Source organism: Serratia fonticola, from assembly GCF_001006005.1.
GTDB lineage: Bacteria > Pseudomonadota > Gammaproteobacteria > Enterobacterales > Enterobacteriaceae > Chania > Chania fonticola.
The window spans coordinates 2,570,000-2,595,478 of the sequence record NZ_CP011254.1 but is presented as its reverse complement, the minus strand read 5'-3'; the positions used below and the strand labels follow the sequence as shown (position 1 = coordinate 2,595,478).

27 protein-coding genes and 3 tRNA genes are annotated in these 25,479 nt (G+C 55.7%); 8 read left to right on the top strand and 22 right to left on the bottom strand.

Annotation, left to right across the window (positions count from 1 at the left end; all coding sequences use genetic code 11):
- Positions 1–272: 272 nt before the first annotated feature.
- The 9 genes from WN53_RS11590 to WN53_RS11555 form a co-directional block, all read right to left on the bottom strand.
- Positions 273–1,538 carry a NupC/NupG family nucleoside CNT transporter gene (locus tag WN53_RS11590; protein WP_024485506.1) on the bottom strand — a complete coding sequence of 422 codons (1,266 nt, stop codon included), beginning with the start codon at positions 1,536–1,538 and terminating at the stop codon, positions 273–275.
- Between the two features lie 189 nt (positions 1,539–1,727).
- On the bottom strand, positions 1,728–2,522 hold the full coding sequence (locus tag WN53_RS11585; RefSeq protein ID WP_024485505.1) for a TatD family hydrolase: 795 nt from the start codon (positions 2,520–2,522) through the stop codon (positions 1,728–1,730).
- Positions 2,519–3,616 carry a patatin-like phospholipase family protein gene (locus WN53_RS11580; protein WP_024485504.1) on the bottom strand — a complete coding sequence of 366 codons (1,098 nt, stop codon included), beginning with the start codon at positions 3,614–3,616 and terminating at the stop codon, positions 2,519–2,521. The genes WN53_RS11585 and WN53_RS11580 overlap by 4 nt, the downstream gene beginning before the upstream one ends.
- A gap of 10 nt (positions 3,617–3,626) precedes the next feature.
- Complete coding sequence (locus tag WN53_RS11575; protein WP_024485503.1) at positions 3,627–3,812, bottom strand: CsbD family protein; 186 nt, start codon at positions 3,810–3,812, stop codon at positions 3,627–3,629.
- Between the two features lie 57 nt (positions 3,813–3,869).
- Positions 3,870–4,031: a DUF1328 domain-containing protein gene (locus tag WN53_RS27245; protein ID WP_004933089.1), complete on the bottom strand. Its 162-nt coding sequence runs from the start codon at positions 4,029–4,031 to the stop codon at positions 3,870–3,872.
- 140 nt (positions 4,032–4,171) lie between these two features.
- Complete coding sequence (gene osmY / locus WN53_RS11570) at positions 4,172–4,786, bottom strand: molecular chaperone OsmY (protein ID WP_024485502.1); 615 nt, start codon at positions 4,784–4,786, stop codon at positions 4,172–4,174.
- A 537-nt stretch (positions 4,787–5,323) separates the two neighbouring features.
- Positions 5,324–6,913, bottom strand: coding sequence for a peptide chain release factor 3 (gene prfC / locus WN53_RS11565; protein WP_021808015.1), 1,590 nt, complete (start codon positions 6,911–6,913; stop codon positions 5,324–5,326).
- Between the two features lie 191 nt (positions 6,914–7,104).
- Positions 7,105–7,548, bottom strand: coding sequence for a ribosomal protein S18-alanine N-acetyltransferase (rimI, locus tag WN53_RS11560; RefSeq protein ID WP_024485501.1), 444 nt, complete (start codon positions 7,546–7,548; stop codon positions 7,105–7,107).
- Positions 7,493–7,930 carry a DNA polymerase III subunit psi gene (locus tag WN53_RS11555; RefSeq protein ID WP_024485500.1) on the bottom strand — a complete coding sequence of 146 codons (438 nt, stop codon included), beginning with the start codon at positions 7,928–7,930 and terminating at the stop codon, positions 7,493–7,495. Before WN53_RS11555 ends, rimI begins: the two co-directional genes overlap by 56 nt.
- Before the next feature lie 303 nt (positions 7,931–8,233).
- Between WN53_RS11555 and rsmC the strand changes: the two genes are divergently transcribed.
- The gene (gene rsmC / locus WN53_RS11550; RefSeq protein WP_024485499.1) at positions 8,234–9,277 is read left to right on the top strand and encodes a 16S rRNA (guanine(1207)-N(2))-methyltransferase RsmC; all 1,044 of its coding nucleotides are present in this window, start codon (positions 8,234–8,236) and stop codon (positions 9,275–9,277) included.
- Positions 9,278–9,506: 229 nt separating this feature from the next.
- On the opposite strand, the gene WN53_RS11545 is transcribed toward rsmC, so the two are convergent.
- Positions 9,507–10,499, bottom strand: coding sequence for an aldo/keto reductase (locus WN53_RS11545; RefSeq protein ID WP_024485498.1), 993 nt, complete (start codon positions 10,497–10,499; stop codon positions 9,507–9,509).
- A 117-nt stretch (positions 10,500–10,616) separates the two neighbouring features.
- Here WN53_RS11545 and WN53_RS11540 point away from each other — a divergent pair, with 117 nt between their 5' ends.
- The 4 genes from WN53_RS11540 to WN53_RS11525 all read left to right on the top strand — a co-directional run bounded on the left by WN53_RS11540 (position 10,617) and on the right by WN53_RS11525 (position 11,972).
- Positions 10,617–11,519 (top strand): LysR family transcriptional regulator, encoded by a 903-nt coding sequence (locus tag WN53_RS11540; RefSeq protein ID WP_037412744.1) that lies wholly within the window; start codon positions 10,617–10,619, stop codon positions 11,517–11,519.
- Positions 11,520–11,633: 114 nt separating this feature from the next.
- Positions 11,634–11,720: transfer RNA gene (locus WN53_RS11535), tRNA-Leu, on the top strand.
- A gap of 35 nt (positions 11,721–11,755) precedes the next feature.
- Positions 11,756–11,842, top strand: a tRNA-Leu gene (locus WN53_RS11530).
- 43 nt (positions 11,843–11,885) lie between these two features.
- Positions 11,886–11,972, top strand: a tRNA-Leu gene (locus WN53_RS11525).
- An 80-nt stretch (positions 11,973–12,052) separates the two neighbouring features.
- On the opposite strand, the gene WN53_RS11520 is transcribed toward WN53_RS11525, so the two are convergent.
- Positions 12,053–12,337 carry a DUF1435 domain-containing protein gene (locus WN53_RS11520; RefSeq protein ID WP_021808011.1) on the bottom strand — a complete coding sequence of 95 codons (285 nt, stop codon included), beginning with the start codon at positions 12,335–12,337 and terminating at the stop codon, positions 12,053–12,055.
- 238 nt (positions 12,338–12,575) lie between these two features.
- Between WN53_RS11520 and WN53_RS11515 the strand changes: the two genes are divergently transcribed.
- Together WN53_RS11515 and ampH are read left to right on the top strand one after the other, a co-directional pair.
- A complete protein-coding gene (locus tag WN53_RS11515; protein ID WP_024485497.1) occupies positions 12,576–13,646 on the top strand; it encodes a GGDEF domain-containing protein in 1,071 nt (356 codons plus the stop codon).
- A 141-nt stretch (positions 13,647–13,787) separates the two neighbouring features.
- Positions 13,788–14,930, top strand: coding sequence for a D-alanyl-D-alanine-carboxypeptidase/endopeptidase AmpH (ampH, locus tag WN53_RS11510; RefSeq protein WP_024485496.1), 1,143 nt, complete (start codon positions 13,788–13,790; stop codon positions 14,928–14,930).
- Between the two features lie 11 nt (positions 14,931–14,941).
- Here ampH and hpaA read toward each other — a convergent pair whose 3' ends face one another.
- The 9 genes from hpaA to WN53_RS11465 all read right to left on the bottom strand — a co-directional run bounded on the left by hpaA (position 14,942) and on the right by WN53_RS11465 (position 23,155).
- Positions 14,942–15,838 (bottom strand): 4-hydroxyphenylacetate catabolism regulatory protein HpaA, encoded by an 897-nt coding sequence (gene hpaA / locus WN53_RS11505; RefSeq protein ID WP_024485495.1) that lies wholly within the window; start codon positions 15,836–15,838, stop codon positions 14,942–14,944.
- Between the two features lie 103 nt (positions 15,839–15,941).
- Positions 15,942–17,312: a 4-hydroxyphenylacetate permease gene (hpaX, locus tag WN53_RS11500; protein WP_024485494.1), complete on the bottom strand. Its 1,371-nt coding sequence runs from the start codon at positions 17,310–17,312 to the stop codon at positions 15,942–15,944.
- Between the two features lie 11 nt (positions 17,313–17,323).
- Positions 17,324–18,121, bottom strand: coding sequence for a 4-hydroxy-2-oxoheptanedioate aldolase (gene hpaI, locus WN53_RS11495; RefSeq protein WP_024485493.1), 798 nt, complete (start codon positions 18,119–18,121; stop codon positions 17,324–17,326).
- 11 nt (positions 18,122–18,132) lie between these two features.
- A complete protein-coding gene (gene hpaH / locus WN53_RS11490) occupies positions 18,133–18,936 on the bottom strand; it encodes a 2-oxo-hept-4-ene-1,7-dioate hydratase (protein ID WP_021808005.1) in 804 nt (267 codons plus the stop codon).
- A gap of 14 nt (positions 18,937–18,950) precedes the next feature.
- Positions 18,951–19,337 carry a 5-carboxymethyl-2-hydroxymuconate Delta-isomerase gene (locus WN53_RS11485; protein WP_024485492.1) on the bottom strand — a complete coding sequence of 129 codons (387 nt, stop codon included), beginning with the start codon at positions 19,335–19,337 and terminating at the stop codon, positions 18,951–18,953.
- 9 nt (positions 19,338–19,346) lie between these two features.
- Positions 19,347–20,204 carry a 3,4-dihydroxyphenylacetate 2,3-dioxygenase gene (gene hpaD / locus WN53_RS11480; RefSeq protein WP_024485491.1) on the bottom strand — a complete coding sequence of 286 codons (858 nt, stop codon included), beginning with the start codon at positions 20,202–20,204 and terminating at the stop codon, positions 19,347–19,349.
- 106 nt (positions 20,205–20,310) lie between these two features.
- The gene (hpaE, locus tag WN53_RS11475; RefSeq protein WP_024485490.1) at positions 20,311–21,765 is read right to left on the bottom strand and encodes a 5-carboxymethyl-2-hydroxymuconate semialdehyde dehydrogenase; all 1,455 of its coding nucleotides are present in this window, start codon (positions 21,763–21,765) and stop codon (positions 20,311–20,313) included.
- Positions 21,762–22,526, bottom strand: coding sequence for a fumarylacetoacetate hydrolase family protein (locus WN53_RS11470; protein WP_024485489.1), 765 nt, complete (start codon positions 22,524–22,526; stop codon positions 21,762–21,764). The genes hpaE and WN53_RS11470 overlap by 4 nt, the downstream gene beginning before the upstream one ends.
- 2 nt (positions 22,527–22,528) lie before the next feature.
- Entirely contained in the window at positions 22,529–23,155 is a 627-nt protein-coding gene (locus tag WN53_RS11465) for a fumarylacetoacetate hydrolase family protein (protein ID WP_024485488.1), read from the bottom strand.
- 260 nt (positions 23,156–23,415) lie between these two features.
- On the opposite strand from WN53_RS11465, the gene hpaR reads away from it, so the two are divergent.
- Complete coding sequence (gene hpaR, locus WN53_RS11460; protein ID WP_024485487.1) at positions 23,416–23,859, top strand: homoprotocatechuate degradation operon regulator HpaR; 444 nt, start codon at positions 23,416–23,418, stop codon at positions 23,857–23,859.
- 27 nt (positions 23,860–23,886) lie between these two features.
- Here hpaR and WN53_RS11455 read toward each other — a convergent pair whose 3' ends face one another.
- The gene (locus WN53_RS11455) at positions 23,887–24,678 is read right to left on the bottom strand and encodes an SDR family oxidoreductase (protein ID WP_024485486.1); all 792 of its coding nucleotides are present in this window, start codon (positions 24,676–24,678) and stop codon (positions 23,887–23,889) included.
- A gap of 4 nt (positions 24,679–24,682) precedes the next feature.
- Positions 24,683–25,474, bottom strand: coding sequence for a MoaF C-terminal domain-containing protein (locus tag WN53_RS11450; RefSeq protein WP_024485485.1), 792 nt, complete (start codon positions 25,472–25,474; stop codon positions 24,683–24,685).
- Positions 25,475–25,479: the final 5 nt, after the last annotated feature.

Below are 25,479 nucleotides of genomic sequence, written 5' to 3'. Positions count from 1 at the left end.
AGCAACTGAGATCCTTCTCACCGCACATAGCCCTTCGATTTTCGAATAGCCAGCCATCGCTATTTCAACACGATCACTCTGGCATATTTGTGTTCTGATTCACACTACACAGGATAGCACTGTAACAGAACTGAATTATATGTGAAGATCATCACAAAATAACGCGATATTGTTCACAAATTCACTAAAGAGACGGCGGTCATCAGGCGAATGCCCTTTTTGCAGGTAACCAGGCCCCCTTCAGGAGCCTGGTTGTTGATACCAAGTATAGCTTACAACGCTAGGAAGAATCCGGCGATGGTGGCGCTCATCAGGTTAGATAAGGTACCGGCTGCCACCGCTTTCAACCCGAAGCGGGCAATATCGTGACGACGGCCTGGTGCCATGCTGCCTAGACCACCCAGCAGGATAGCTACGGAAGAGAGGTTGGCAAACCCGCACAGCGCAAAGGAGATGATCGCCTTGGTGTGCTGTGACAGCACCTGTAGCCCCTCAGCGGCCACCACGTCATCCGGACGCAGGTAAGCCCCAAAGTTCATGTAGGCCACGAATTCGTTAACGATCACCTTCTGGCCGATAAACGAACCCGCCACCATCGCCTCACTCCAAGGTACACCAATCAGGAAGGCGATTGGTGAGAACACCCAGCCCAGGATCAGCTCCAGTGACAGTTGCGGGAAATCGAACCAGCCACCAATACCGCCAAGAATACCGTTAAGCAGCGCGATCAGAGCGATAAATGCCAACAGCATCGCCCCCACGTTCAGCGCCAGTTGCATGCCAGAGGCCGCACCAGAGGCAGCGGCATCGATGACGTTTGCCGGGCGCTCGTCTTCGGCGATCAGCTTCATCGCATCGGCTCGGTCTTGGGTATTTTCGGTTTCCGGCACCATCAGTTTGGCAAATAACAGCCCACCCGGTGCAGCCATAAAGGAAGCGGCGATCAGGTATTCCAACGGTACGCCCATCTGGGCATAGCCCGCCAGCACGGAACCGGCTACCGAAGCCAGGCCGCCGCACATCACGGCAAACAGCTCCGACTGGGTCATGGTGGCGATATAAGGGCGCACCACCAGCGGCGCTTCGGTCTGTCCCACAAAAATATTGGCCGTGGCTGATAGCGACTCAGTCCGCGAAGTACCCAACAGCTTATGCAAACCACCGCCTAGGAGCTTAATCACCACCTGCATGATGCCCAAGTAATAGAGCACCGCAATCAGCGAGGAGAAGAACACAATCACCGGTAACACACGCAGGGCGAACACGAAGCCGCCACCGCCGAACACTTCAAACATTTTGTCGGAAACCAGGCCACCAAAGATGAAAGAGATACCCTCGTTACCGTAAGCGATGACGTTTGCCACCCCTTCCGACATGCCACCAAGAATACGTCGCCCGATCGGGACATAGAGCACCAGCGCGCCAATGCCAATCTGGATGATAAACGCGCCGAGTACGGTACGCAGTTTAATAGCGCGCCGGTTGCTGGAAAGCAGCACCGCAATGGCGATCAAGACCACCATACCGACCAGGCTCATGAAGAGTTGCATACGAGTATGTCCCTGTTGCGAAGAAGAAATGCCCCCGGCCCGCTGGATGAAGCGGGTTGCCCAAGGGCGATAATGGGACGCAATTATACTGAGCCAGGCGGGATGAGACTCGTTTTATGTCACAAATATATACAAGTGGAAGTAACTGAAAATCACACAGCGTGACTCAAGTCACATTTAAAGTAGGAGGGGGGGATCCAATGCAAACAGGGATTGGCTATTTTGTTGTAGCTGTCCGGCAATGTCGTCGGCAGATTCAGGCCGCAGTTGGCAAAGTACCTGAAACACCTCCGCAGCCCGTTCGGGCCGGTTCGGCTGCCCTTGATAGCCCGCCAACGGCATGTCCGGCGCATCGGTTTCCAGCAGCAGCGAGGTCAACGGCAACTGCGCCATCACCTGGCGGGTCTTCTGCGCCCGTTCGTAGCTGATCGTGCCGCCAACGCCAATGTAATAACCCAGGCGAATAAAGGCCTGCGCCTGAGCCAGACTGCCAGCAAAGCCATGCACCACACCACGGCGCGGTACCTCGGTACGACGCAATGCGGCAGCTAACTGATCGTGGCTACGGCGGGAGTGCAGGATCACCGGCAGATCATACTGCTTTGCCAGCTTCAGCTGTGCCTTGAGCAACGCCTGTTGGCGTTCAAACTGCGGCTCGGCCATATATAGATCCAACCCAATCTCCCCCACCGCCACCAGCTTATGCGGCTTGCTTGCCAGACAACCTGCCAGTTGTTCAAGCTGCTCATCATGGTGCTGGGCGATATACAGCGGGTGTAACCCCAGCGCGGCAAACAACGGAGTATGTTCGCGCGCCAGCTTGAGAATACGCACAAAGCGATCGGCCGTTACCGCTGGCACAATAATTTGCTGCACCCCGGCTTGCGCGGCCAATGCCAGGCTCGCCTGCTCATCCCCGCTGAAAGGCGGGAAATCAAAGTGGCAATGGGTATCCGTAAAGGCGTAACTCACAGCACATCTCCGTCACCTGGCAGGATGATTTTTGGTGGCGCTTCAGGCTGCACGGCATGGCCCTGCGGGTTAAGCACATCGGTAATAATCGGCGAAGGCATCCGTACGGTTTCCGGCTGGATCAGACGACGGGAAAGTGATGTTGTTACCGTCATGCCATCGTTCTTTTCCTGCTCCAGCAGCCAGTGGCCAACCGTCGCCAGGAAATAGCGCCCACAACGGCGGCCCAGATGATAATCGCGATTCAGCGCGGGCAAACGGCTGCCGAGCGCATTGCTCGCCAGCGGCTTAGGCGGGAATATTTCGAAGATGCGCAGTTTACCGGGGGGTTTTTCAATAAATTGCTGGATGCGCAAATAGCTCTGCTCATGATGCTGCAACACCCGCACCATTTGCTGCAGGCTGCTTTCACCCAGCCATTGCTCCATGCGTTTCATCCACTTCGGCGTATACACCATCTGTGAAGGCACGGTGCGGATCACCACGATGGTATCCGCCCCACGGCGATAGGCCTCTTCCACCGGGATGGCATCGCTGATACCGCCATCCTGATAGCTGATGCCATCCAGCTCTACGCCCATACGGTAAAAACCGGGGATGGCGCTGGAGGCCTTGATGGCCGGTAACCAGCTATCCCGTGCAGCAGGCAGATAAACCGGCGTAAAGTCATCGCTGCGACAGGCACACATCAGAAATTCACGGCCATCAATCAGCTGCTTTTCCGCCACGTCAAAAGCCAGCGGCAACTGTTGTGAGGTAATATCCAATAACCAGTCGAGATCGATAAGGTGCCCACCACGTACAAAGCGCAGCGGGTTAAAGAAATTGGCAGAGGTGGTGTAGCGGGTGATCACTCGCCGTGCGTATCCCATCTGGCCACAAACAAATGCCGAGAGATTCTGCGCACCGGCAGAGGTGCCAATCATCAGATCAAAAGGGTTAAAGCGGGCGCGCTGGAATTCATCCAGTACGCCGGCGGTAAAGATACCGCGCTGTCCGCCGCCCTCACACACCAGCGCCATTTTACCGGGCCGGAATGGTTTATACGCCAGGGGTTCTATATTACCGAGCGTGATGGGTATTCTGTATCCCAACCCCGTATCCTCAATGTGGCCGTTTTCCCGAGGATACCTCTTCTTGCTCTCTTCCGTAATCTTCTTGTAATACGCCAGAGAGGCAGTCATTGCTCCCTGCCAGCCACAGGCCATCATTGCCGGAAAACTCCGCCCATGCCTGCCAAACCTGGCCTTTCAGCTGTTTCCAACGGCCAACAATGATGTCGCTGTTCATGAACTGCCTCCTGGCGTTAAGGAAAGGAATCAAGCTTTGTTACAGTTTAGAGTGACGCTAAGGGCGCCGACGGCCGGTAAACAGGCTGACCAGGAACAGAATGATCCCTACCACGAACACTACTTTGGCGGCCCAGGCAGCAGTACCTGCCAATGAACCAAAACCCAGTGCTGCGGCGATCAATGCAATAACTAAAAATATAATGCCCCATCGAAACATAAGCCTCTCCTTACCATGGTGATAAAAATTTCGCGTTTGGCTCGCCCCTGCTGGGTGCGGCTTAAAACTGCGGATTATTCTATTTCTGGTAGTACATCCCAGGCGTTAGCCTGGGAGTTAACGCTTACTGTTACTGACGATTAAGGTTTTACCGCCAGATCGTTCTTGACGCTTTTCACGCCATCAATGGCTTTGGCAATACTTTCTGCACGGTCAGACTGCGCCTGGGTTTTCACCTCACCGGAAAGCTGTACCACACCATCGGTGGTTTCTACTTTCACGTTGCGTGAAGGCACGATGTCATCGGCCAGCAGTTTAGCTTTCAGTTCGCTGGTAGTCGCGGTGTCACCGGCATAGGATTTCACCGACTGGGTCGCTTGATCTTTCACGTGCAGCTTATCGCTGACGGATTTAACCCCTTCCACCCGGCCTGCAACGCTAACCGCTTGCTCAGCCTGAGCCTGAGTGGCGACAAAACCGCTCAACGTCACCACACCTTTTTCGGTTTCCACCGAGATGTCGGTACTTTTGATGGCTTTCTCGTCAACCAGCGCACTTTTAACTTTAGCCGTTATGCCGCTGTCATCCATATAGTTGTCGACTTTTTTCATGGAGCTATCGATTTTGGCACCAGTACTATCAACGACGCCTGATGCTTTGTTCATCATGGTCTCTTCAGCCAGGGCCGAACCACTAACCAGTACTGAACCCAAAACGACTGCCATCAGCGAATGTGCAAACTTGGTATTTTTCATCGATCTCTTCCTTCTTGTTGTAGAACCCCAAACTGCTGTGGGCTCTGGTGCCGCCAGAGTGCGGCTAACTCAAATGAATACTTCACGATCTCTATACAATCAAACGTTCACGACCGGACTATTGCTCTACGGTAAGTACACCTGCAATGCCCGTGCCAAGTTAAAAACGCCGTTAAAAATCAACAACAACAAAACAAATGAGCAACAATTAAGCGCAAAACCGTCGTCTATTGGAGACATATAGCCGTTGATTTGGGATCCACATCACTATCTTGTTGATATTACTAAGATAGGACTGTCTCCGATCGGCAACACTACCGAATAACTCTCTAAAATATGTGGATACAATAGTGTTTTACGCTCAGATGCCGCTATGCACCCTGATAAATATAGACCATAGGCGAAAATTTGCCGCCAGATCGCGGAATAATCTTGTTCGGTTTAGACGAAAGAATTAGTGAGAAGGGTTTAATAATTAGCAGGATGGGGGCTGAAGAAGGAAAACACAGGGCGCTTAGAAGCGCCCTGTTGACGAGATTAATGCTCGCGAGTTTTGCGGAACACCACTTCTGGGTAGCGTTCTTGCGTCAGATTGAGGTTAACCATGGTTGGTGCGATATACGACAGGTTGTTGCCACCGTCCAGCGCCAGGTTCAGCTCGCTCTTACGCTTGAACTCTTCGAATTTCTTCACGTCGTCGCACTCTACCCAACGGGCAGTGGAGACGTTCACCGATTCATACAGCGCTTCCACGTTGTATTCGCTCTTCAGACGGGCAACCACCACGTCAAACTGCAGCACGCCCACCGCACCGACGATCAGATCGTTGTTGGCGATTGGGCGGAACACCTGCACCGCACCCTCTTCCGACAGCTGGACCAGCCCCTTCAGCAGCTGTTTCTGCTTGAGCGGATCGCGCAGGCGAATACGGCGGAACAGTTCTGGCGCAAAGTTCGGAATACCGGTGAACTTCATATCCTCACCCTGGGTGAAGGTATCGCCGATCTGAATGGTACCGTGGTTATGCAAGCCAATGATGTCGCCCGGGTAGGCTTCTTCAACGTGCGAGCGGTCACCGGCCATAAAGGTCAGCGCATCGGAGATCACCACGTCTTTACCGGTACGAACCTGGCGCAGTTTCATGCCTTTCTCATAGCGGCCAGACACCACGCGCATAAACGCCACACGGTCGCGGTGTTTAGGATCCATGTTCGCCTGGATCTTGAACACGAAGCCGGTGAATTTCTCTTCGGCGGCGACCACTTCACGGGTATCGGTTTTACGCGGCATTGGCGCAGGCGCCCAGGCCACCAGCCCATCAAGCATATGATCGACACCGAAGTTACCCAAAGCGGTACCGAAGAACACCGGGGTCAGTTCGCCTGCCAGGAAGGCTTCCTGCTCAAATTCATGGGAAGCCCCTTGCACCAGTTCCAGCTCATCACGCAGCTGGGCGGCCAGATCTTCGCCTACGGCAGCATCGAGCTCCGGGTTGTTCAACCCTTTAACGATGCGCACTTCCTGAATGGTGTGGCCTTTACCGGTCTGGTACAGATAGGTTTCATCTTTATAGAGATGGTAAACCCCTTTGAACAACTTGCCACAGCCGATCGGCCAGGTGATCGGCGAGCAGGCGATTTTCAGTTCGCGCTCAACTTCATCCATCACTTCCATCGGATCGCGGATGTCACGGTCAAGTTTGTTCATGAAGGTCAGGATCGGCGTATCACGCAGGCGGGTAACTTCCATCAGCTTGCGGGTACGATCTTCAACGCCTTTTGCGGCGTCGATGACCATCAGGCAGCAGTCCACCGCCGTCAGGGTACGGTAGGTATCTTCGGAGAAGTCTTCGTGCCCCGGGGTATCGAGCAGGTTAACCAGGCAGTCACGGTACGGGAACTGCATCACAGAGGTGGTGATCGAGATACCACGTTGTTTTTCCATCTCCATCCAGTCGGATTTGGCGTGCTGGCTCGAGCCGCGGCCCTTTACCGTACCGGCGGTCTGGATAGCGTGTCCGAATAACAGCACCTTCTCGGTGATGGTGGTTTTACCCGCATCGGGGTGCGAGATAATGGCGAAAGTTCTTCTTTTCGCAACTTCGCGGGCGAATTCACTAGGAGACATGTTTTTCACGTTTCTATGGTTAGTCCGCCCTGCTCATCATCACAACGCGCCAATCGCGGCGCCAGGCAAAGCGGTAATAAAAAGATAGTAGCCGAGTATTTTCGCTGATTTACCAACCGGTGACAATCAATGGTTTCTTCGGCACAACATAATGGCAGGCCAAATCGGCTGCACAAGGGAACTATAAGTCGCTACCCCAGCGGCAGCGCCATAACGATCGCGTCTTCGCGGCCACTGGCTGCGGGGTAATAATTGCGACGCACCGTGACTTCATTGAAGCCAAGGTCTTCGTAGAGCGCTATCGCACCGCTGTTGGAGGCTCGAACTTCCAGCCATAGAGTGACCACACCACGTGCTTCCAATTGCTCGATCACGGCAGTCAGCAAAGTGTGGCCAAAGCCTCGGCGCTGCCAGCTTGGATGAATGGCAATATTAAACAGCGTGGCTTCGTCCAGCACGATTTGGGTAATGGCAAAACCCGCCATTTGCCCTTCAGCTTCCAGTTTCAGGTTAAGGTAACGTTCGCCCTGATTGCTGGCTAGTGTCGCCTCGGTCCAGGGAAACGCATGGCTGGCTTGTTCAATCTTGAAGGCTGTGGCCAGATCGGCCGCTGTCAGGGTAGAAATGCTGTTCATGATGACAAATCTGCTGCCAGAGTGCGCGTTTCGCACTCGCATCTTGAGAAAGCTCGGCCAGCGCCGGGCTATGTAGCTGCGCGCCGGCCACCGCTAACGGCTCCGTGACGCCCAACCGCCAACTGTTGCACTCGGTATCTTGTGGCAGCATCGCTACCTGATCCGGTGTCAGGCCATAGGTTTGTGCCGCTGTCAGCCCCAGGCTGCGCAGAACGTCACAAAACAGCGGGTCGTTCTGGTCTGGCAATGCCTGCGCCACCACCAACAGGCGCACATTTGGGGGCACGCTTACCGCCACCTCCCCCTGCAACACTCCAGGGCGGCGTAATGTCCACTGCGTAATCCCCAGCTGTTGTAACAACCAGTCGCGTTTTGATGCCATGCCGATCCCCGTGTGTGACGCACCCTACCTGCCCTATGCCGCGCTATGCTAACAAACCCGCGCAGCCTGCGCTATTAACCGTTAACTATTCAAATTATCACCGCGGCCTATCCCCAATAGATTTCAAGCTGCGGCTAGGCGACAAGCGCCCTTATCCCCAGGAGCTTAGATTAACTAAGTGACTGGGGTAAGGGCGCGCAGGTAACAACGCTGCGGCTTGAAAGATGAAGGGGATAAAACCCGTCGAACATCTGGCCACAAACCTCTATAATCCCCAGCTAAATCTTGAGGAGCCGAAAACTGATGTCTGCATTAACCCCCGCCAGTGAAGTCATGCTGCGCCACAGTGATGAATTTATGGAACGCCGCGTGCTGTTTGCTGGCGATCTGCAGGATACCCTGCCGGCCCAATTCGAGGCCGCGGATGTGCGTGTCCACACCCAGCAATACCATCACTGGCAGTTACTGAACCGGACGATGGGAGAGAATGCACAGTTCGGCCTGACGGTCGATCCTGCCTTCGTCGCCGAGTGCGATACGCTGGTGTATTACTGGCCAAAGAGCAAGCAGGAAGCACAGTTCCAACTGTGCAATATCCTGGCCCTGCTGCCGGTTGGCGCAGAAATTTTTGTCGTCGGTGAAAACCGCAGCGGCGTGCGCAGCGCGGAACAAACCCTGGAAGGCCACGCCACGCTTGCCAAGATCGACAGCGCTCGCCGCTGTGGGTTGTATCATGGCCGCATTGATGTGCAGACCCAGTTTGATCTGGCCGACTGGTGGGAAAGCTATCAGTTGCACGATCTGGAAGTGAAGACGCTGCCGGGCGTGTTCAGCCGTGACGGCCTGGACGTTGGCAGTTCACTGCTGCTCTCCACGCTGGAAAAACACATGAAAGGCAAAGTGCTGGACGTGGGTTGTGGCGCTGGCGTAATGGCTTCGGTGCTGTCTAAACTGTCGCCGAAAATGAAGCTGACCCTCAGCGACGTCAACGCCGCTGCCGTAGAATCCAGCCGGGCAACATTGGCTGCCAACGGTATCGAAGGGGAAGTAATCGTCAGTAACGTCTACTCCGACATTACCGGCCGCTTTGACCTGATCATCTCCAACCCACCGTTCCATGACGGCCTGGCCACCAGCCTGACCGCCGCAGAAACGTTGATCCGCGGAGCGTTAAAACACCTGCCAATCGGTGGCCAACTGCGCATCGTCGCCAACGCCTTCCTGCCTTACCCGGATATTCTGGATGCCACCTTCGGTAGCCATGAAGTGCTGGCGCAGAATGGCCGCTTCAAGGTGTACAAAGCCACCGTGGCCCGCCAGCCACGCGATGCGAAGAAGAAAAGGTAACAAGCCCCTCACCCTAACCCTCTCCCACAGGGAGAGGGGATCGATCGTGCCACCCCTACCTATACAGTAATGCTACTGAATAACGTCTGTACCTGAACACAGCTCCGTACCCGCTCCCTCTCCCTCGCACAAGTGTTCCTGACACCTCCGATTTGTTCATCGGGAGAGGGTTGGGGTGAGGGGATATTGCTCGCCTTGACTGACAAACATTTCTCCCAAAGGTATGCCATCAGCCGTTAATCAACTCCATACCCACCGTTGTATAGCGTGCACCTGCCACGCCTGTCTGTGGGAATACCGCCTCGATCGCCGCCAGTTCCTGCTCGCTTAGCGTGATCTCCGCTGCCGCTACGTTCTCTTCCAGATAGCGCCGACGTTTGGTGCCAGGAATTGGGACAATGTTTTCCCCCTGCGCCATCACCCAGGCCAACGCCAGTTGCGACGGGGTCACGCCTTTCTGCCTGGCCAGTTCACTGACCTTGGTGACCAGCTCCAGATTGCGAGCAAAGTTTTCCCCCTGAAAACGTGGATTGTCGCGGCGGAAATCGTCTGCTGCCAAGTCCTCGATACTCTGGATCGCCCCGGTCAGGAAACCACGCCCAAGCGGGCTATAGGCGACAAAACCAATGCCCAAACGTTGGCAAGCGGCCAGTTGCCCCTGCTCGGCATCCCTGCTCCACAAGGAATATTCAGTCTGCAACGCGGTGATCGGATGCACCTGGTGAGCGCGTTCCAACGTGGCAACGGAGGCTTCACTCAGACCAATATGACGGATCTTGCCCTCTTGGATCAGATCCGCCAGGGTGCCAACCACCTCTTCGATCGGCACCGTCGGATCGACCCGGTGCTGGTAGTAAAGATCGATGGTTTCTACCCCCAGCCGCTGCAAGCTGCCTTCTACCGAGCGGCGGATATAGTCCGGTTTGCTGCTCACACCCCGCGCAGTGGGATCGGCCGGATCGCGCACAATACCGAACTTGGTGGCCAGAAATACCTGGTCGCGTTTGCCTTTGATCGCCTTGCCTATCAGTTGTTCATTGGTGTGCGGGCCGTACATATCTGCGGTGTCCAGCAGAGTCACCCCCAGTTCCAGGGCCCGATGCAGCGTGGCGATCGCTTCCTGCTCGTCATAACCGGTGGAGTAGAAATCGCTCATCCCCATGCAACCTAAACCCAGGGCTGAGACGAGGGGGCCATTAGTACCTAATTTGCGCTGTTGCATTGTGTGGCCCTTGTTGAACATGGATGTCGGAACAAAGTCTGGTTGTTTATGCCACAAAGATAAATAATGCAGATTGCACATCACTGTTCATAAATCACCAACAATGCGGGCGGCAAAATGGATCAGGTTCAGGCTATGCGCATCTTTACCCGGATCGTGGAACTAGGCAGCTTCAGCCGCGCGGCCGAACGGTTGCAACTGCCGCGTGCCACTGTTAGCAACGTGCTCAAACGCCTGGAACAGCGGCTTGGCGTCAGATTATTGGTGCGTACCACGCGCCAGGTACAGGTCACCGCCGAGGGGACGCTGTACTACCATCGTTGTCTGCACCTACTGGACGCCCTGGAAGAAGCAGATACCCTGTTCAGCCACCATAAGCTACAACCCACCGGCAAGGTACGGATCGATATGCCCCATTCGCTGGCGCGGGAAATCGTCATCCCGGCGCTGGATGAGTTCTATCAGCGCTATCCAGAGATAGAAATTGCTCTGGGGGCCAACGACACCCACGTCGATCTGCTGCGCGAAGGGGTAGATTGCGTGCTGCGGGCTTGGGAGACCGAAGACGATACGCTGGTTGCCCGGCGGATTGCCCAACTGCCACAGCTCACCTGCGCCTCCCCCGATTATCTAAAAGCGTTTGGTACCCCACAATCGATCGACGAGCTGCAACATCATCGGGCGGTGGGCTATTTCTCATTGGTGAGTAACCGCAATTACCCGCTGGAATTTTGCCGTGATGGCCGCCTTGAGCTGCGCGAATTGCCAAGCAGATTGAGCGTTAGCGGGGCCGATGCCTATACCAGTGCCTGTCGTTCCGGGTTGGGGCTGATCCAGGCGGCGCGTTATATCATCTCTCCCTGGTTGCAAAGTGGTGAACTGGTGGAAGTGCTGGCCGATACGCCACCACCGCCGATGCCGATCTACATCATGTATCCACCAGGCCGTTTCCTCGCGCCGCGTGTCAGGGTATTGATTGATTGGCTGATTACGTTGTTCGAAGGCCATAAAAACCACTGATATGCCGTTTTTTACAGCAAACGCCGCTAATCCAGGAAATAACTATTGACGTACCCGCCAAAATCTCTAGAATTCGCCTCCGTGGTAGCGTTACTCCGGTAGCGTATCTGGTATGCGAAGGTGGCGGAATTGGTAGACGCGCTAGCTTCAGGTGTTAGTGTCCTTACGGACGTGAGGGTTCAAGTCCCTCTCTTCGCACCAAATAACCACATGATTTATATTGCACAGCATCGAATGCGAAGGTGGCGGAATTGGTAGACGCGCTAGCTTCAGGTGTTAGTGTTCTTACGGACGTGAGGGTTCAAGTCCCTCTCTTCGCACCAAGCTGGTGATATAAATCGACATCAAAGCAACACATCAGACTGTGCGAAGGTGGCGGAATTGGTAGACGCGCTAGCTTCAGGTGTTAGTGTTCTTACGGACGTGAGGGTTCAAGTCCCTCTCTTCGCACCACTTGATGGGTTCTCTTCTAGCTGTTCCTGCATTAAAACTCACTGAATAAAACCAACACGCTCAGGCGTGATTTTGTCGTTTCAGTTAAAGCTGAAATGCAGGCTGATTGCGGCTAGGCCACCGGCTAGAGCCATGCAGGAAGGGAGCAGCAGGTAATGACGCCAGCGGCTGTTAAACAGCATCACCAGCGTGGCCAGCATGGCAACCACGATCAGAGTACGCAGTTGCATCATATCCAGGTCAATCAGCGCCAGAAATGGCATCAGGGCACAGGGCAGCAACACGCCCCAGGCGCTGGCAAGCCGATTCCCCAGGCACCAACTGATGCCCCACAATCCACAAGCGGTAACCATGGCAGCTAACATGATAACCCTACCTTTCAAGTGATAATGATAACCAATATCATATAACACTTTTTTTGGACCCGCACTCTTTTCAACATCCGGCTGAACGCGGATGACAGCCTGCGCGAAAAATGTTAGTTTCATATAAGAAAATTCTTAACATTTATAGCCTGTTAATAATAACTAATTGGAATTATTCAGCAGGCATTGTCTAACATTTTTCCTTCGACCGGCCCCATTGGTAAAGAGTGATCCCCGTATGAACTCGCGTTCTTATCAGCAACTGCAAACCAGCAAACAGCGCTTATCCCTGTTTCTTTTCTTGTTGATGAATGCAGCCTCTGCCATTTTTACTTTATTCGTGCCCTTTAAAGAGACCCCGGCCTTAACGCTGCCGCTAATCTGCATTCCGGCGATTTGCCTGGCGGCCATGCTATTTACGCTGTATTCGCCCCGCCACTACGTCCAAAGGCTCAACCTGCTCGCCATCATCCTTGGGCTGCTATGGGCGGCGCACATCTATTGTAAGAGCCAGCTTACCGCCAGTGACAACCACAGCTTCTTGCTGATCAGCCTGTTCAGTATTTTCTTTATCAGCGCGATCTCGCTGACAGATAACCTGCTGGCCTTCTGCCTGCACGCCGTTCCCTCGGCGCTGATAATCCTGTGGCTGGACGGCATGCATAACACCATGCGTATTCTGTTCACCACTCTGCTGCCGATCGTCGCCTTCTCGGTGCATCATTTGCTGTTGAAGCGCAGCGAAATGTTTACCCAACATCTGGTGGCCAACCTGTATCACGAACGGGATAAGTTCAGCGATCTGAGCATGATCGATCCGCTAACCGGCCTGTATAACCGCCGTGGGCTGGAGAGCAAACTGGATCAGTTGCTCTCGCCAACCTCGGGCAACCACTTTGTGCTGCTACTCGATATCGACCACTTCAAGGTCTACAACGATCGCTACGGCCATACCCTGGGCGATCAAGCACTGGTCCAAGTGGCAACGGCCATCCGCGATGCGGTGCGCTCAAGGGATATCGTGGTACGTTACGGCGGAGAAGAGTTTTTGGTACTGCTGACCAACGTCGGTGAAGACTACGCAGCCTATCTGGCAGAAAAGGTACGCCAATATGTGCAGGAATTGACCATCACTCATCGTTTCCAAGCACAGGAGACGACCAAGGTAACGTTAAGCGCCGGGATTTCTGCGCTGGATAAGCTGGATATCGACTCTGCGATCTGTGCCGCCGACGCCGCGCTGTACCGGGCCAAAAACAGTGGCCGCAATAATATTCAGCTAGCTCCCCACCCGCAGCCAGTCGTCTGATCCTTTCTCCTTCGCCGGAAGGGGAAAGGTGAAAAACTTTTACCTGTCGCCACTTTTACCACATGCCAATCGCTCCGTAGCGCATTACACTAGCGGACAACTTACGCCTTCCCTGCCACATTTTTATATGGAACACGACCGTTGAAGACCTCACTCTCCACGTTATTGCTGGTGCTTGGCCTGTGTGCCACGCCCTTGGCCAGCCAGGCGACCGACGCGCAGCTCACCTCACAGATTGTCGATCAGTATGCTGAACATATCTTCTACAACAGCGGCGCAACCGGCATGGCGCTGGTAGTTATCGATAATAATCAGGTGGTTAACCGCAGTTTTGGCGATACCAAACCGGGCAACGATCTGCGTCCACGGCCAGATTCCCTGATCCGCATCGCCTCCATCACCAAGCTGATGACCAGCGAAGTGATGGTCAAAATGGCGGCGGAAGGTAAGGTCAAACTCACCGATCCGCTGCGCAAATATGCACCCAAAGGGGCCGTCGTCCCTGCCTACAATTCACGCCAGCCAATTACCTTGCTGAATCTGGCAACGCACACCAGCGCCCTGCCGCGTGAGCAACCCGGCAAGAAACCGCCAAAAACGCCGGTGTTTACCTGGCCCACCAAGGCACAGCGCTGGCAGTGGTTGTCTCATGCCACCATTACCGTGCCACCGGGCGTGCGGGCTGCCTACTCCAACCTAGCCTACGATCTCTTGGCCGATGCGTTGTCACGTGCCGCTGGCAAGCCTTATAACGCCTTGTTGCGTGAGAAAGTCACTGGCCCGCTGGGGATGGTTGATACCACACTGACGCCAAGCGCAGAGCAGTGCTCACGCCTGATGGTGGCAGCCTCTGGGCCAAGCGCCTGCCGCGATACTACAGCCGCCAGTGGCAGCGGTGGTGTTTACTCGACGCCGCGCGATATGCAGCGCTGGATGCAGCAGTTCCTCTCCTCCAACGTAAGCGGTTCGCGCAAGCCAACGGCCTTAACTGAACAAACCATGTATTTCCAGCGCAAAAATCTGACGTCACTGAAAGGCATGGATGTACCGGGTGAAGCCTCTGCTTTAGGGCTGGGCTGGGTCTATATGGCACCGAAAGATGGCCTGCCAGGGATCATCCAGAAAACCGGCGGTGGCGGCGGCTTCATCACCTATATGGCGATGGTGCCGCAGCAAAATATCGGCGTGTTTGTGGTCGTTACCCGCTCGGAGTTGACCAAGTTCACCAATATGAGCGATCCGGTCAACCGGCTGGTCGCGGATTTGGTGGCCAACAAAGGCTGACCCGCTCCTGGTTACGATAGAACGTGTTGCGTTGCGCGATAGGCGGAAGGCGAACAGCCTTCCAGCCGATTGAAGAAGCGAGCGAAATAGGCGGGATCTTTGAACCCTAAGCTGTAGGCCGTTTCATGCACCGTGCAGGCGCTGAACAGCAGCAGCCGTTTGGCTTCACGCAACAGGCGATCGAAGATCAGCCGTTTGGGTGGCCGGTTGGCAAAGCGGCGGCACAAGTCGTTAAGCCGTGATTCCGTCACCCCCAGCGACTGGGCATATTCCGGCACCGACAGGTGATCGCGAAAACGCTCGTCCACCATCTTGTTAAAACGCTGGAACAGCTTCAGTTCGCCACGCACGCCGCTTGCGGCCTTGTCATCCAATGAGGTATTGCGCAGCATCAGCGTGAATACCGCCTGGGCCAGCAATGCCAACGTCTGCTCACGCCCGGCCATCTTTTGGCTAAATTCGCGGGCGATCAGTTCCCAATAATGCCCAAGCGCCGCCAACTCCTGCGGCACTGCGGCCAGCGAAAGGCAAATCCCCGGCATATCCAGCGCCAGATTGCTGCCCGGATACAGACGTTCCAGTAACGGCCAGATCAGTTCCTGGCGCACCGTTAACACGTGGCCGTCGCTGTCTGGTTCAGTGAAAAAGGCGTGTGGCACCGAAGGGGGCGTGAGGATAAACAGCGGGGCCTGCACCGAATAGTGCTGATCGTCCAGCTGCAGCTCTATCCTGCCGGTGGCCAGATAATGCAGTTGGAAGAAACGGTCGTGCCAGTGCACCTGCATATCCCGGCCAAAAAACGCTGCCAGCCCGGCAAAGGTTTCGTAGTGCACCTCATCAGCGGCGTAACGCGCGTCATACTCTTTGCCAATATCGATATTGGCGATAAAGCCGGTACTTTTCTGCACGTTGTCCTCCGGTGAAAATAAATTCCGATCCCCTACACCTAATTGTAGGGGCGCCGCATGCTGCGCCCGTTTAGCCGCATGCGGAACCCATCGCCAAGATTGTTTAAGGTGTGGCCCGTGGCCGCGAGTCCTTCATTGGGATGCGCCATACCAGCACGGCCCCGATAATCAACAACGCCGAGACAAAATAGAGCCCGGAGTTAAAGCTGCCGGTCACGTCCTTGAACCAGCCGATCAGCAGCGGGCTGACCGCCGAGCCGATGTTACCGGTGGCGTTGATCACCGCGATCCCCACCGCTCGAGCTTCGAAGCTGATTGACTGATCCGGCGTGGTCCAGAAGATCGCCATTGCGGTAAACGAGCCGACCGACGCCATCACGATCCCCAACAGTTGAACCATGCTGTGGTTGGTCGCCGAAGCCAACAACCAACCCGCCGCGGCAAACAGATAAGGCAGCGCGGTATGGAACTTACGCTCCTGCAGGCGATCCGAACGTTTACTCCACCAGATCATACCGGCGATGGTACAGATTTGTGGGATCGCCGCCAGAAAACCGATCATGATGTTACTGCTGCTCTGGTTGAAGCTCTGCAAGATTTGCGGCGTCCAGATATTGATGGCGCTCAGGGTATTGGTGAGGCAGAAATAGGCCAGCGTATACATCAGCACTACCGGCGTCAGCACTTCACGCCACAGGCTGCGCTGTTGCAACGCCCGGTGGCTGCTTGGCCCTTCCGGCTGCACCAATTGCAACTTATCGGCTTCCATCATCGCCTTCAGGCTGGCCTTCTCTTCGCTGGTCAGCCACTTGGCCTTGGCTGGCGTGTCGTCCAGGTAGAACCACACCACCACGCCGAGGATCACCGAAGGAATGCCTTCCAGCATGAACAGCCATTGCCAACCTTTCAGGTTCATCATGCCGTCCAGCGCCAGAATATAGCCGGACACCAACGAACCCACCGCCATCGTGACGGGCATGGCGATCATAAACAAAGCGTTGGCCCGGGCGCGGTAGAACGCCGGGAACCAGTAGGTGAGATACACCAGGATCCCTGGCAGGAAGCCCGCCTCGGTAATACCGACGATCATTCGCAGCACGTACAGGCTGGTTGGCCCAGTGGCGAACATGGTGCAGGTAGAAGCAATGCCCCACAACACCATAATGGTAGCGATCCAACGCCGCGCCCCCACCCTGCTCAGCATCATGTTGCTGGGGATACCGAAGATCACATAGGTGACGTAAAACAGCGTTGCGGCCAGGCCGAACATGGTGGAACTAAGACCGAGGTCCTGCTTCATGGTCAAACCGGCAAACCCGATGTTGATGCGGTCAAGGAACGAGAAAACAAACAACACAAATAAGAAAATAATCAGGCGCCGAAATAACTTTTTAATCACCGACTGCTCGGTGGCGGTTAACGCTTTATGTTGCTCTGCCGGATTACCCGACTTGAGCGAATCGACGTTGCTCATGATGACTCCGATTAGTAAACGCCCTGGGATGGTTGCTCCGCCGGTTTATCCTGTTTGAAACTGCTGAGCAGGGAGTCTGCCGCCCGCACCAGCAGGGTGGTATCCACGCCAACGGCAACAAACAACGCACCAGATGCCAGATAGTGCTGTGCCAGTTCCTGCTGTGCCATCAGGATGCCCGGTGCCTTGCCTGCGGCACGGATGCGGGCAATGGCATCGTCGATAGTGCGCTGCACTTCGGGATGCTGTGGATTACCGGCAAAGCCCATGTCGGCGCTCAGATCCGCCGGGCCGATAAAGACGCCGTCCACACCTTCCACTTCCAGAATGGCGTCCAGATTTTTCACCGCCTCGCGGGTTTCTATCTGCACCAGCACGCACATCTGGCTGTCGGCAAGCTGCAGGTAATTCGGCACCCGGTTCCAGCGCGAGGCACGGGCGAGCGCGCTGCCAACCCCGCGAATACCGTTTGGTGGATAACGGGTAGCCCGCACCGCTTCCTGCGCCTGCTCGGCGTTTTGGATCATCGGGATCAACAGGGTTTGCGCACCGACGTCCAGCAGCTGTTTGATCAGCACCGGATCGTTCCAGGCCGGGCGCACCACCGGATGGCTGGCATAAGGTGCGACTGCCTGCAACTGCCCCAATACCGTTTGCACATTGTTGGGCGCGTGTTCGCCGTCGATCAGCAGCCAGTCGAACCCGGCCCCGGCCAGCAGTTCCGCGCTGTAACTGCTGCACAGCCCCAGCCACAGACCGATCTGCGGGCGTTTTTCCTGCAGGGCCTGTTTGAAATGGTTAGTTAGCATGGTGTTTCTCCTTAGACAAACCGGCAACTGATGCAGCCCATCGGGCCATAATCGGCATGGAAGGTATCGCCGCGCCGTGCTGCCACCGGGCGGGTAAAGGAACCGCCAAGAATGATCTGCCCAGCCTCCAGCTCCACGTCATACGGGGAAAGCTTGTTAGCCAACCAGGCCACGCCGTTGGCCGGGTGATTAAGCACCGCCGCCGCCACGCCAGACTCTTCAATCACGCCATTGCGATACAACAAAGCACTGATCCAGCGCAGATCCAGTGCGTCCGGCTTGATCGGTCTGCCGCCCATCACCACACCGGCGTTGGCCGCGTTATCGGAAATCGTGTCGAACACCTTCCGTGGCCGCTGGGTTTGCGGATCGACGTTATGGCTGCGAGCGTCAATGATTTCCAGCGCCGGGATCACATAGTCGGTAGCGTTATAGACATCAAACAGCGTGCAGTTCGGCCCGCGCAGCGGTTTCGCCAGCACAAACGCCAGCTCCACTTCGACGCGCGGCACGATAAAGCGATCGATCGGAATGTCGCTGCCATCGTTAAAGAACATGTCATCCAGCAGCGCACCGTAGTCCGGCTCGGTGATCTGCGAGCTGACCTGCATGGCGCGCGAGGTCAGCCCGATCTTATGCCCCTTCAGCGTGCGCCCTTCGGCGATCTTCAGCTCAACCCACTGGCGCTGGATAGCATAGGCATCTTCAATAGTGATCTCCGGATGATCCAGCGATAGCGCGCGGATCTGTTCCCGGCTCTGCTCGGCCTGATGCAGGCGCTGCACGGCTCGGCTCAGTACGTCTTTATCCAGCATTTACCACTCCTTGTTCAGTCCTTGCTAAACAGCGCATGGACATTGTTCTGCTTATAGTTGAGCACCGGATCCAGCTCTTCCATGGTGAAAGAGAGGGCCAGATAGCGCTTGGCCATCAGCGCGGCAAAGTGATCCTTAATCAGGATGAACAACATTTCGCCCACCTGTTGGCGGCTTTCCAGGCTGCGGCCGTGGCCAATCTTCAGCGTCATATGTACAAAGGCATAGTTTTGCTTACCGTCGGCCATTTGCCAGGTATCCAACCAGATAGCGCGACTACGGATGCCCGCCAGCGGGAAGATGCCGGTTTCCGCCAGCGCGTGATTAACCTTGTCGAACAACCCGGGTAAATCCGCCTCCCGGCGGATGTTGTCGGTACATTCAGCGTAAAAATGGGGCATTGGGTATCCTCAGGCTTGAGCGGGAAGCGGGAATATGCCGTTGACCTGACCGGTCCCGGAACTGGCAAACAGCGGGGTAACGAACTCCACCTTGCCCTGATACTTGTCCCAGCCCAGCAGGCCCAGCAACATCACGGTGTCGTGCATATTGCCTTCGCCGTAACAGTAGTCGGCGTACTCCGGCAGCATTTCGCAGAACTCACGGAAGCGCCCTTCTTCCCACAGTTTCACTACCCGTTCGTCCATCTGCTGGTCGAACTGGCGGGTGTAGCTGTTCATGCCCTGCTCGGCACGCTGATCGTCGATAAAGCGATGTGACAGCGAGCCGCTGGCCAATACCGCCACGGTGCCGTCGTATTTCTCAATCGCGGTTTTGATCGCTTCACCCAGGCGGCGGCTATCGGCAAAATCATGCACGGTGCAGAAAGCAGAAATGGAGATCACCTTGAAGTGGCGGTCGCTGTTCATGTAGCGCATGGGCACCAGCGTGCCGTATTCCAGCTCCAGGCTTGGGATCTCGTGCGCCTTGGCACGTACGCCAAGCTTGCGGGCTTCATCGGCAATCATCTGCCCCAGCTCCGGGTTGCCGTCGTATTCATAGGTCATGTCACGAATGAAGTGCGGCAGCTCGTTGCTGGTGTAAAGCCCTTTGAAATGCGAGTTACAGTTGATGTGGTAGGCGCTGTTCACCAGCCAGTGGGTATCGAACACGATAATGGTGTCGACGCCCATTTCGCGGCAGCGGGCACTGATTTCTTTGTGCCCATCAATGGCGGCCTGACGGCAGCCGTGATGTTCACCGGGCAATTCAGACAAATACATCGAGGGAACGTGCGTGATCTTTGCGGCTAAAGCTAATTTACCCATATGTCCTCCTATTCCCTTTATCTTTCAGCCTGCGGCACAGCTGGCCGCAGGCTGATGTCTATCGGGTCTAGTCCTTGGTTGTTGTTTTAAAGGGCACGGAGCTATCTCACACTCCCCAACGTGGGATCGGGTGATCCCCCATGGAGATACAAACGTTTTTCATCTCGGCAAACACTTCGAAGCTGTATTCACCGCCTTCACGGCCGGTGCCAGAGGATTTCACCCCGCCAAACGGCTGGCGCAGATCGCGAACGTTCTGGGTGTTGACGAAAACCATACCCGCTTCAATATTGCGGGCCAGACGCAGTACTTTGCTGACATCCTGCGTCCAGATGTACGACGCCAGGCCGTACTCCACATCGTTGGCCATGCGCAGGCCGTCTTCTTCTGATTTGAACGGCAGGAGGCAGGCCACCGGCCCGAAGATCTCTTCCTGCGCGACACGCATATTGTTGTTAACATCGGCCAGCACCGTTGGCCGCAGGAAGTTGCCGTGGGTCAAACCGGCCGGTTTATCCGGGCCGCCAGCCAGCAGGGTTGCCCCCTCTTCGATACCCAGGCGGATATAGCCAGAGACCTTTTCCCAGTGCTGCGGGCTGATTAAAGCGCCGACCTGGGTATTGGGATCCATCGGATCACCTACGCGCAGGCGGTTGGCACGCTCGGCAAAGCGTTTAACAAATTCCGGATAAATGCTTTCTTGAATGAAGATGCGTGAACCCGCAGTGCAACGTTCACCGTTGATCGAGAAGATGGTGAACAGCGCCGCATCCAGCGCCCGCTCGATATCGGCATCCTCAAAGATCAGCACCGGTGATTTGCCGCCCAGTTCCATCGAGAATTTCTTCAGCCCGGCGCTTTCAATAATGCGGCGACCGGTTGAGGTACCGCCGGTGAAGGACACCGCACGCACGTCTTTATGACGTACCAGAGCATCCCCCGCCGTTGCGCCATAGCCTTGCACCACGTTCAGCACCCCGGCAGGAATACCGGCTTCCAGCGCCAGTTCACCCAGGCGATCCGCCGTCAGTGGCGAAAGCTCGGACATCTTCAGCACGGCGGTATTGCCCAACGCGAGGCAAGGTGCAGTCTTCCAGGTGGCGGTCATAAACGGCACGTTCCACGGCGACACCAGCGCACAGACACCCACCGGCTGGATCAGCGTGTAGTTGAGCATCTTGTCGTCTACCGGGTAGGTGCGGCCATTCATCTGCTGGCAGATCTCGGCAAAGAACTCAAAGTTGTGCGAGGCGCGTGGGATCAGCACGTTTTTGGTCTGATGGATCGGTAACCCGGTGTCGGCGGTTTCCATCTCAGCAATCTGCGGCACGTTCTGGTCGATCAGCTCACCCAGGCGACGCATCAGGCGCGCACGCTCCTTCATCGGCGTATTGGCCCATTTCGGGAAGGCTTCTTTGGCCGCGGCTACCGCCTGATCGATTTCGAGCTGGCCACCGGACGCCACTTCCGCCAGCACTTCGCCGTTAGCCGGGTTAGTGGTGGTGAAATACTCTTTGCTGGCGACGTTCTTGCCGTTGATCCAATGGTTGATGGTTTTCATCCCTTGCTCTCCTCGTAATCTTTTTCACTGATGATGTGGTTAACCAAGCGGCCAATGCCTTCGATCTCCACCACAATTTCATCCCCAGGCTGCACGTCGGCCAGCCCTTTCGGCGTGCCGGTGGCGATCATGTCGCCAGGCTGCAACGTCATAAATTCACTCAGGTATTCAATCAGGTACGGGATGTCGAAAATCATGTCGGCAGTAGTGCCGCGCTGGCGCAGTTCACCGTTAACGTAGGTACTGAGCGTCAGGTTATGCGGATCCGCGACATCGTCACGATCGACAATGTAGGGGCCGATTGGCGTCAAGGTGTCGCGGCTTTTCACCCGCAGGTTGGGGCGGTAGTAGTTTTCCAGGTAGTCGCGGATGGCGTAGTCGTTGCACAGGGTGTAACCGGCCACGTAATCCATCGCCTGCTCGCGGCTGACGTTACGCGCGGTTTTACCGATCACCGCCACCAGCTCGGCTTCATAGTGCATGTATTCCACCTGCGCTGGTCGCACGGAAACCTGACGGTGGCCGGTCAGGCTGTTTGGCCCCTTGAGGAATACCAAAGGCTCTTCCGGCGCTTTAAACTCCAGCTCGCTGGCGTGATCGGCATAGTTCAGGCCGAGGGCAAATATCGTGCCCTGCGCCGGTGGCAGCCATTCCACATCGTACTCATCGAGTTTGCTGCCATCGGGCAGCGTAACGCTTAACTGGTCGTCTACAGTGACGTTAACAATCTGGCCATGATGGCGGATACGAGCGTGTCTCATGGTTATTCTCCTGCCTGCGTCACGTGGTTGGTAAGGGTTGGCAAACCAGAGGCCCGCACCGTCACTTGGTCACCCGGCTTGACCTCAACCCGCTGGTGTGGCGTGCCAATCAGCACCGCATCCCCCGGTTGCAGGGTAATAAAGTCGCTGATGGCGGCGATCAGTTCCGGCACTGAACGCACCAGATCGGCCGTTGACCAACGATCCTGTTCCACACCATTGATTTCGGTGATGATTTCCAGGTTGCTGGTGCTAGCCAGTGGAGCAACCTCTCCCAGCGGGCAGAAACCGTCGCGGCATTTGGCTTTGATCGCCGGACGATAGAAGCTGGTTTCCGGCAGGCTGATGTCATTTGCCAAGGCGTAACCGGCCACATAATCAGCCACCTTATCCGCTGCCACCTTGCGGGCGATGCTACCAATCACTACTGCCAGCGTTGCGCCACTTTGCACGGTTTCACCGGCCGGGAACGGAATGCTGCCACCGTTGGCAAGATAGGTATTGCGCGGTTTGATGAACCACACCGGCGTCTTGGGCGGCGTTTGGTAAGGGGCGGCGCGAAACGCCTGATCCCAGGCATCAAGCTGGCTGCGGTGGTTAAGTGCTACGGAAAATACGGTGCCTTTCATGCAGACTCCTTCTACGGATCGCCAATCATTAATATGTTAATGAATACTTTTATACGCTGTTCAGCATTTACGCAACGTTGTTAATTTAATTTGTGATCGTGATAACGAAATATTCACAAATTATGTACATTAGCGTTATTAATCAGCAAATTAACCTTTTTTGCAGGATTTTTACGTGACGGATCGCGTTTTGCCGTTCTCCGCCGGTCAAAAATTGGCTACTATTAAGTTGTTAATAAAATTAAGCCAAGGCCATCGACATGCATGAATCGTTAACCATCGCCCTGTTGCAGGCGCGTGAAACCGCCATGGGGTTCTTCCGCCCGATCCTGAAAAGCCACAACCTGACAGAGCAGCAATGGCGCATCATTCGCGTATTGGCCGATAACCGTTCCATTGAGTTTCACGAATTGGCCGCAGAGACCTGTATCCTGCGCCCCAGCCTGACCGGCATCCTGTCGCGCATGGAGCGGGATAAGCTGATCTTTCGCCTCAAGCCGGTTAACGATCAACGCAAGCTGTACGTGTCCCTGACGCAGCAGGGCCAGGAGCTGTATGAACTGGCACGCCACCAGGTGGAACAGGGTTACGGGGAGATTGAAGCGGCATTTTCAAAGCAGAAGATGGATCAGTTGATGGAGCTACTCGACGAGCTGATCCGTTTAGGGGATCAACAAGCGAATAAACTAGAGGCTCGTTCGTAGGGGCGGAGCACGCGCCTCAATGGTTCCTCAGTGAATAACAGGATGGGCTTCCGGCAACAACGCGCCGCCATCCACTATCAGCGTTTGGCCAGTGATATAACCCGCCGCTGGTGAAGCCAAAAAGACCATTGCGGCAGCGATATCCTCCGGCTCCCCCAACCTGCCCAGCGGCACCGCAGCGGCTATCGCCTGATTCAGCGATTCCCCACCCAGATTAGCCATCGCTGGCGTGCGGATCATCCCCGGCTCCACGCCGTTCACCGTGATCCCGTCACATGCCAGTTCCAATGCGGCGGCACGAATAAAGCCGTTAACCCCCGCCTTGGAAGCCGCATAGTGCGCCAACCCTGGGTAGGCAACCCTTGGCCCTGTGACCGACGAGGTCACCAGAATGCGTCCGCCACCCTGGCGCTTCATCCACGGCAACGCCGCCTGCGCCAGAAAGAACGGGGCCATCAAATTGACGCTCAAGGTGCGTTGTAACAGTTCGGCATCTATCTGGTTAAACGGCCTTAGCGGAAAATAAGCGGCGTTGTGGATCACCACGTCCAGCCGTTGATGCTGCTGCGCTGTCTGTTCTACCAGCTCGGCGATCTGCCCTGCATCGGCCATATCACAGGCTGCGGCCTGCACTTGCCAACCCTGCTGGCACAGGCTTTCAGCCGCCTCCTGCGCCTTTTGCAGTTGTAGATCGGCCATCACCACCTTGGCCCCCAAACGAGCAAAGGCGCTGACGATCGCCAGCCCAATGCCCTGCGCACCGCCGGTCACCAGCACCACCTGCCCGGCAAACGCATCACTGGCATAAATCGCCGTCATCGGCTCAGGCCTTAGGATAATGCGTGGTGTTGAGGATCTGCGCGTGAGCGCCCACGGCAAAGTTGCTCAGGCTGCTGAAATCACTGCCCTGATAGCCGAGGATCTTGCCATCGGTGCGCATCTCTTGCAGATCGATCATCACTACGCCTAACGTCGGAATGATCTTTTCGCGCCAGACGAACAAGTACAGCTTTTCCGCCACTTTGACATAATGGCAGCGATCAACATCCGCCAGCCCTTTCTCGACCCCGTCCAAACACTGCCAGGCGTAGAAATTATTGTTCAGATAAATATGCTCGTAGCGCTCCGTCGGGCTGTAGGTATACATATTACGCATTCCAATCAGTTCGTCGGTAAACTGCGGCAACGGTGCATCGCTGTTATCCAGGCGGCCAAAGCGGAATTCGGCATTCACCGCAGTGAGCGGCAAACCCTGCTCCACCCGGCTAAAGGCGTCCAGCCGCGTCTGTGACTCATCCGGCAACTGACCATAAACGGCGGTAAAGTTGCCTTGCTGACGATCGCACACCAGCGTAATGCTGCCGTTGGCCCGCTGCGGATCGAGGAAATCGATAAACAGGATCCCCAGGCGGATGCTGGTGGCCCGGTAATCAACTCGTTGATCTCCCCAGAGCAGGGTTTGATCGTCGTTAAAGTGGCACCGTACCGTTTCACCTTCGGCAAAATGGAATGCCAGCGTGGTACCGGCCAAATCCTGCTGTGCCAGCGTATTACTATGTGGGGCGAAGCCTTCCGCCAGCGCGCCAACCTGAATAAATACCGCTTCTGAACTCATGACAA

Bases quoted from the DNA above. Each gene is read 5' to 3' on its own strand.
- WN53_RS11590 (WP_024485506.1), bottom strand. From the start codon at position 1,538: ATGAGCCTGGTCGGTATGGTGGTCTTGATCGCCATTGCGGTGCTGCTT.
- WN53_RS11575 (WP_024485503.1), bottom strand. From the start codon at position 3,812: ATGAACAGCGACATCATTGTTGGCCGTTGGAAACAGCTGAAAGGCCAG.
- WN53_RS27245 (WP_004933089.1), bottom strand. From the start codon at position 4,031: ATGTTTCGATGGGGCATTATATTTTTAGTTATTGCATTGATCGCCGCA.
- osmY (WP_024485502.1), bottom strand. From the start codon at position 4,786: ATGAAAAATACCAAGTTTGCACATTCGCTGATGGCAGTCGTTTTGGGT.
- prfC (WP_021808015.1), bottom strand. From the start codon at position 6,913: ATGTCTCCTAGTGAATTCGCCCGCGAAGTTGCGAAAAGAAGAACTTTC.
- rimI (WP_024485501.1), bottom strand. From the start codon at position 7,548: ATGAACAGCATTTCTACCCTGACAGCGGCCGATCTGGCCACAGCCTTC.
- WN53_RS11555 (WP_024485500.1), bottom strand. From the start codon at position 7,930: ATGGCATCAAAACGCGACTGGTTGTTACAACAGCTGGGGATTACGCAG.
- rsmC (WP_024485499.1), top strand. From the start codon at position 8,234: ATGTCTGCATTAACCCCCGCCAGTGAAGTCATGCTGCGCCACAGTGAT.
- WN53_RS11545 (WP_024485498.1), bottom strand. From the start codon at position 10,499: ATGCAACAGCGCAAATTAGGTACTAATGGCCCCCTCGTCTCAGCCCTG.
- WN53_RS11540 (WP_037412744.1), top strand. From the start codon at position 10,617: ATGGATCAGGTTCAGGCTATGCGCATCTTTACCCGGATCGTGGAACTA.
- WN53_RS11520 (WP_021808011.1), bottom strand. From the start codon at position 12,337: ATGTTAGCTGCCATGGTTACCGCTTGTGGATTGTGGGGCATCAGTTGG.
- WN53_RS11515 (WP_024485497.1), top strand. From the start codon at position 12,576: ATGAACTCGCGTTCTTATCAGCAACTGCAAACCAGCAAACAGCGCTTA.
- hpaX (WP_024485494.1), bottom strand. From the start codon at position 17,312: ATGAGCAACGTCGATTCGCTCAAGTCGGGTAATCCGGCAGAGCAACAT.
- hpaI (WP_024485493.1), bottom strand. From the start codon at position 18,121: ATGCTAACTAACCATTTCAAACAGGCCCTGCAGGAAAAACGCCCGCAG.
- hpaH (WP_021808005.1), bottom strand. From the start codon at position 18,936: ATGCTGGATAAAGACGTACTGAGCCGAGCCGTGCAGCGCCTGCATCAG.
- WN53_RS11485 (WP_024485492.1), bottom strand. From the start codon at position 19,337: ATGCCCCATTTTTACGCTGAATGTACCGACAACATCCGCCGGGAGGCG.
- hpaD (WP_024485491.1), bottom strand. From the start codon at position 20,204: ATGGGTAAATTAGCTTTAGCCGCAAAGATCACGCACGTTCCCTCGATG.
- hpaE (WP_024485490.1), bottom strand. From the start codon at position 21,765: ATGAAAACCATCAACCATTGGATCAACGGCAAGAACGTCGCCAGCAAA.
- WN53_RS11470 (WP_024485489.1), bottom strand. From the start codon at position 22,526: ATGAGACACGCTCGTATCCGCCATCATGGCCAGATTGTTAACGTCACT.
- WN53_RS11465 (WP_024485488.1), bottom strand. From the start codon at position 23,155: ATGAAAGGCACCGTATTTTCCGTAGCACTTAACCACCGCAGCCAGCTT.
- hpaR (WP_024485487.1), top strand. From the start codon at position 23,416: ATGCATGAATCGTTAACCATCGCCCTGTTGCAGGCGCGTGAAACCGCC.
- WN53_RS11455 (WP_024485486.1), bottom strand. From the start codon at position 24,678: ATGACGGCGATTTATGCCAGTGATGCGTTTGCCGGGCAGGTGGTGCTG.
- WN53_RS11450 (WP_024485485.1), bottom strand. From the start codon at position 25,474: ATGAGTTCAGAAGCGGTATTTATTCAGGTTGGCGCGCTGGCGGAAGGC.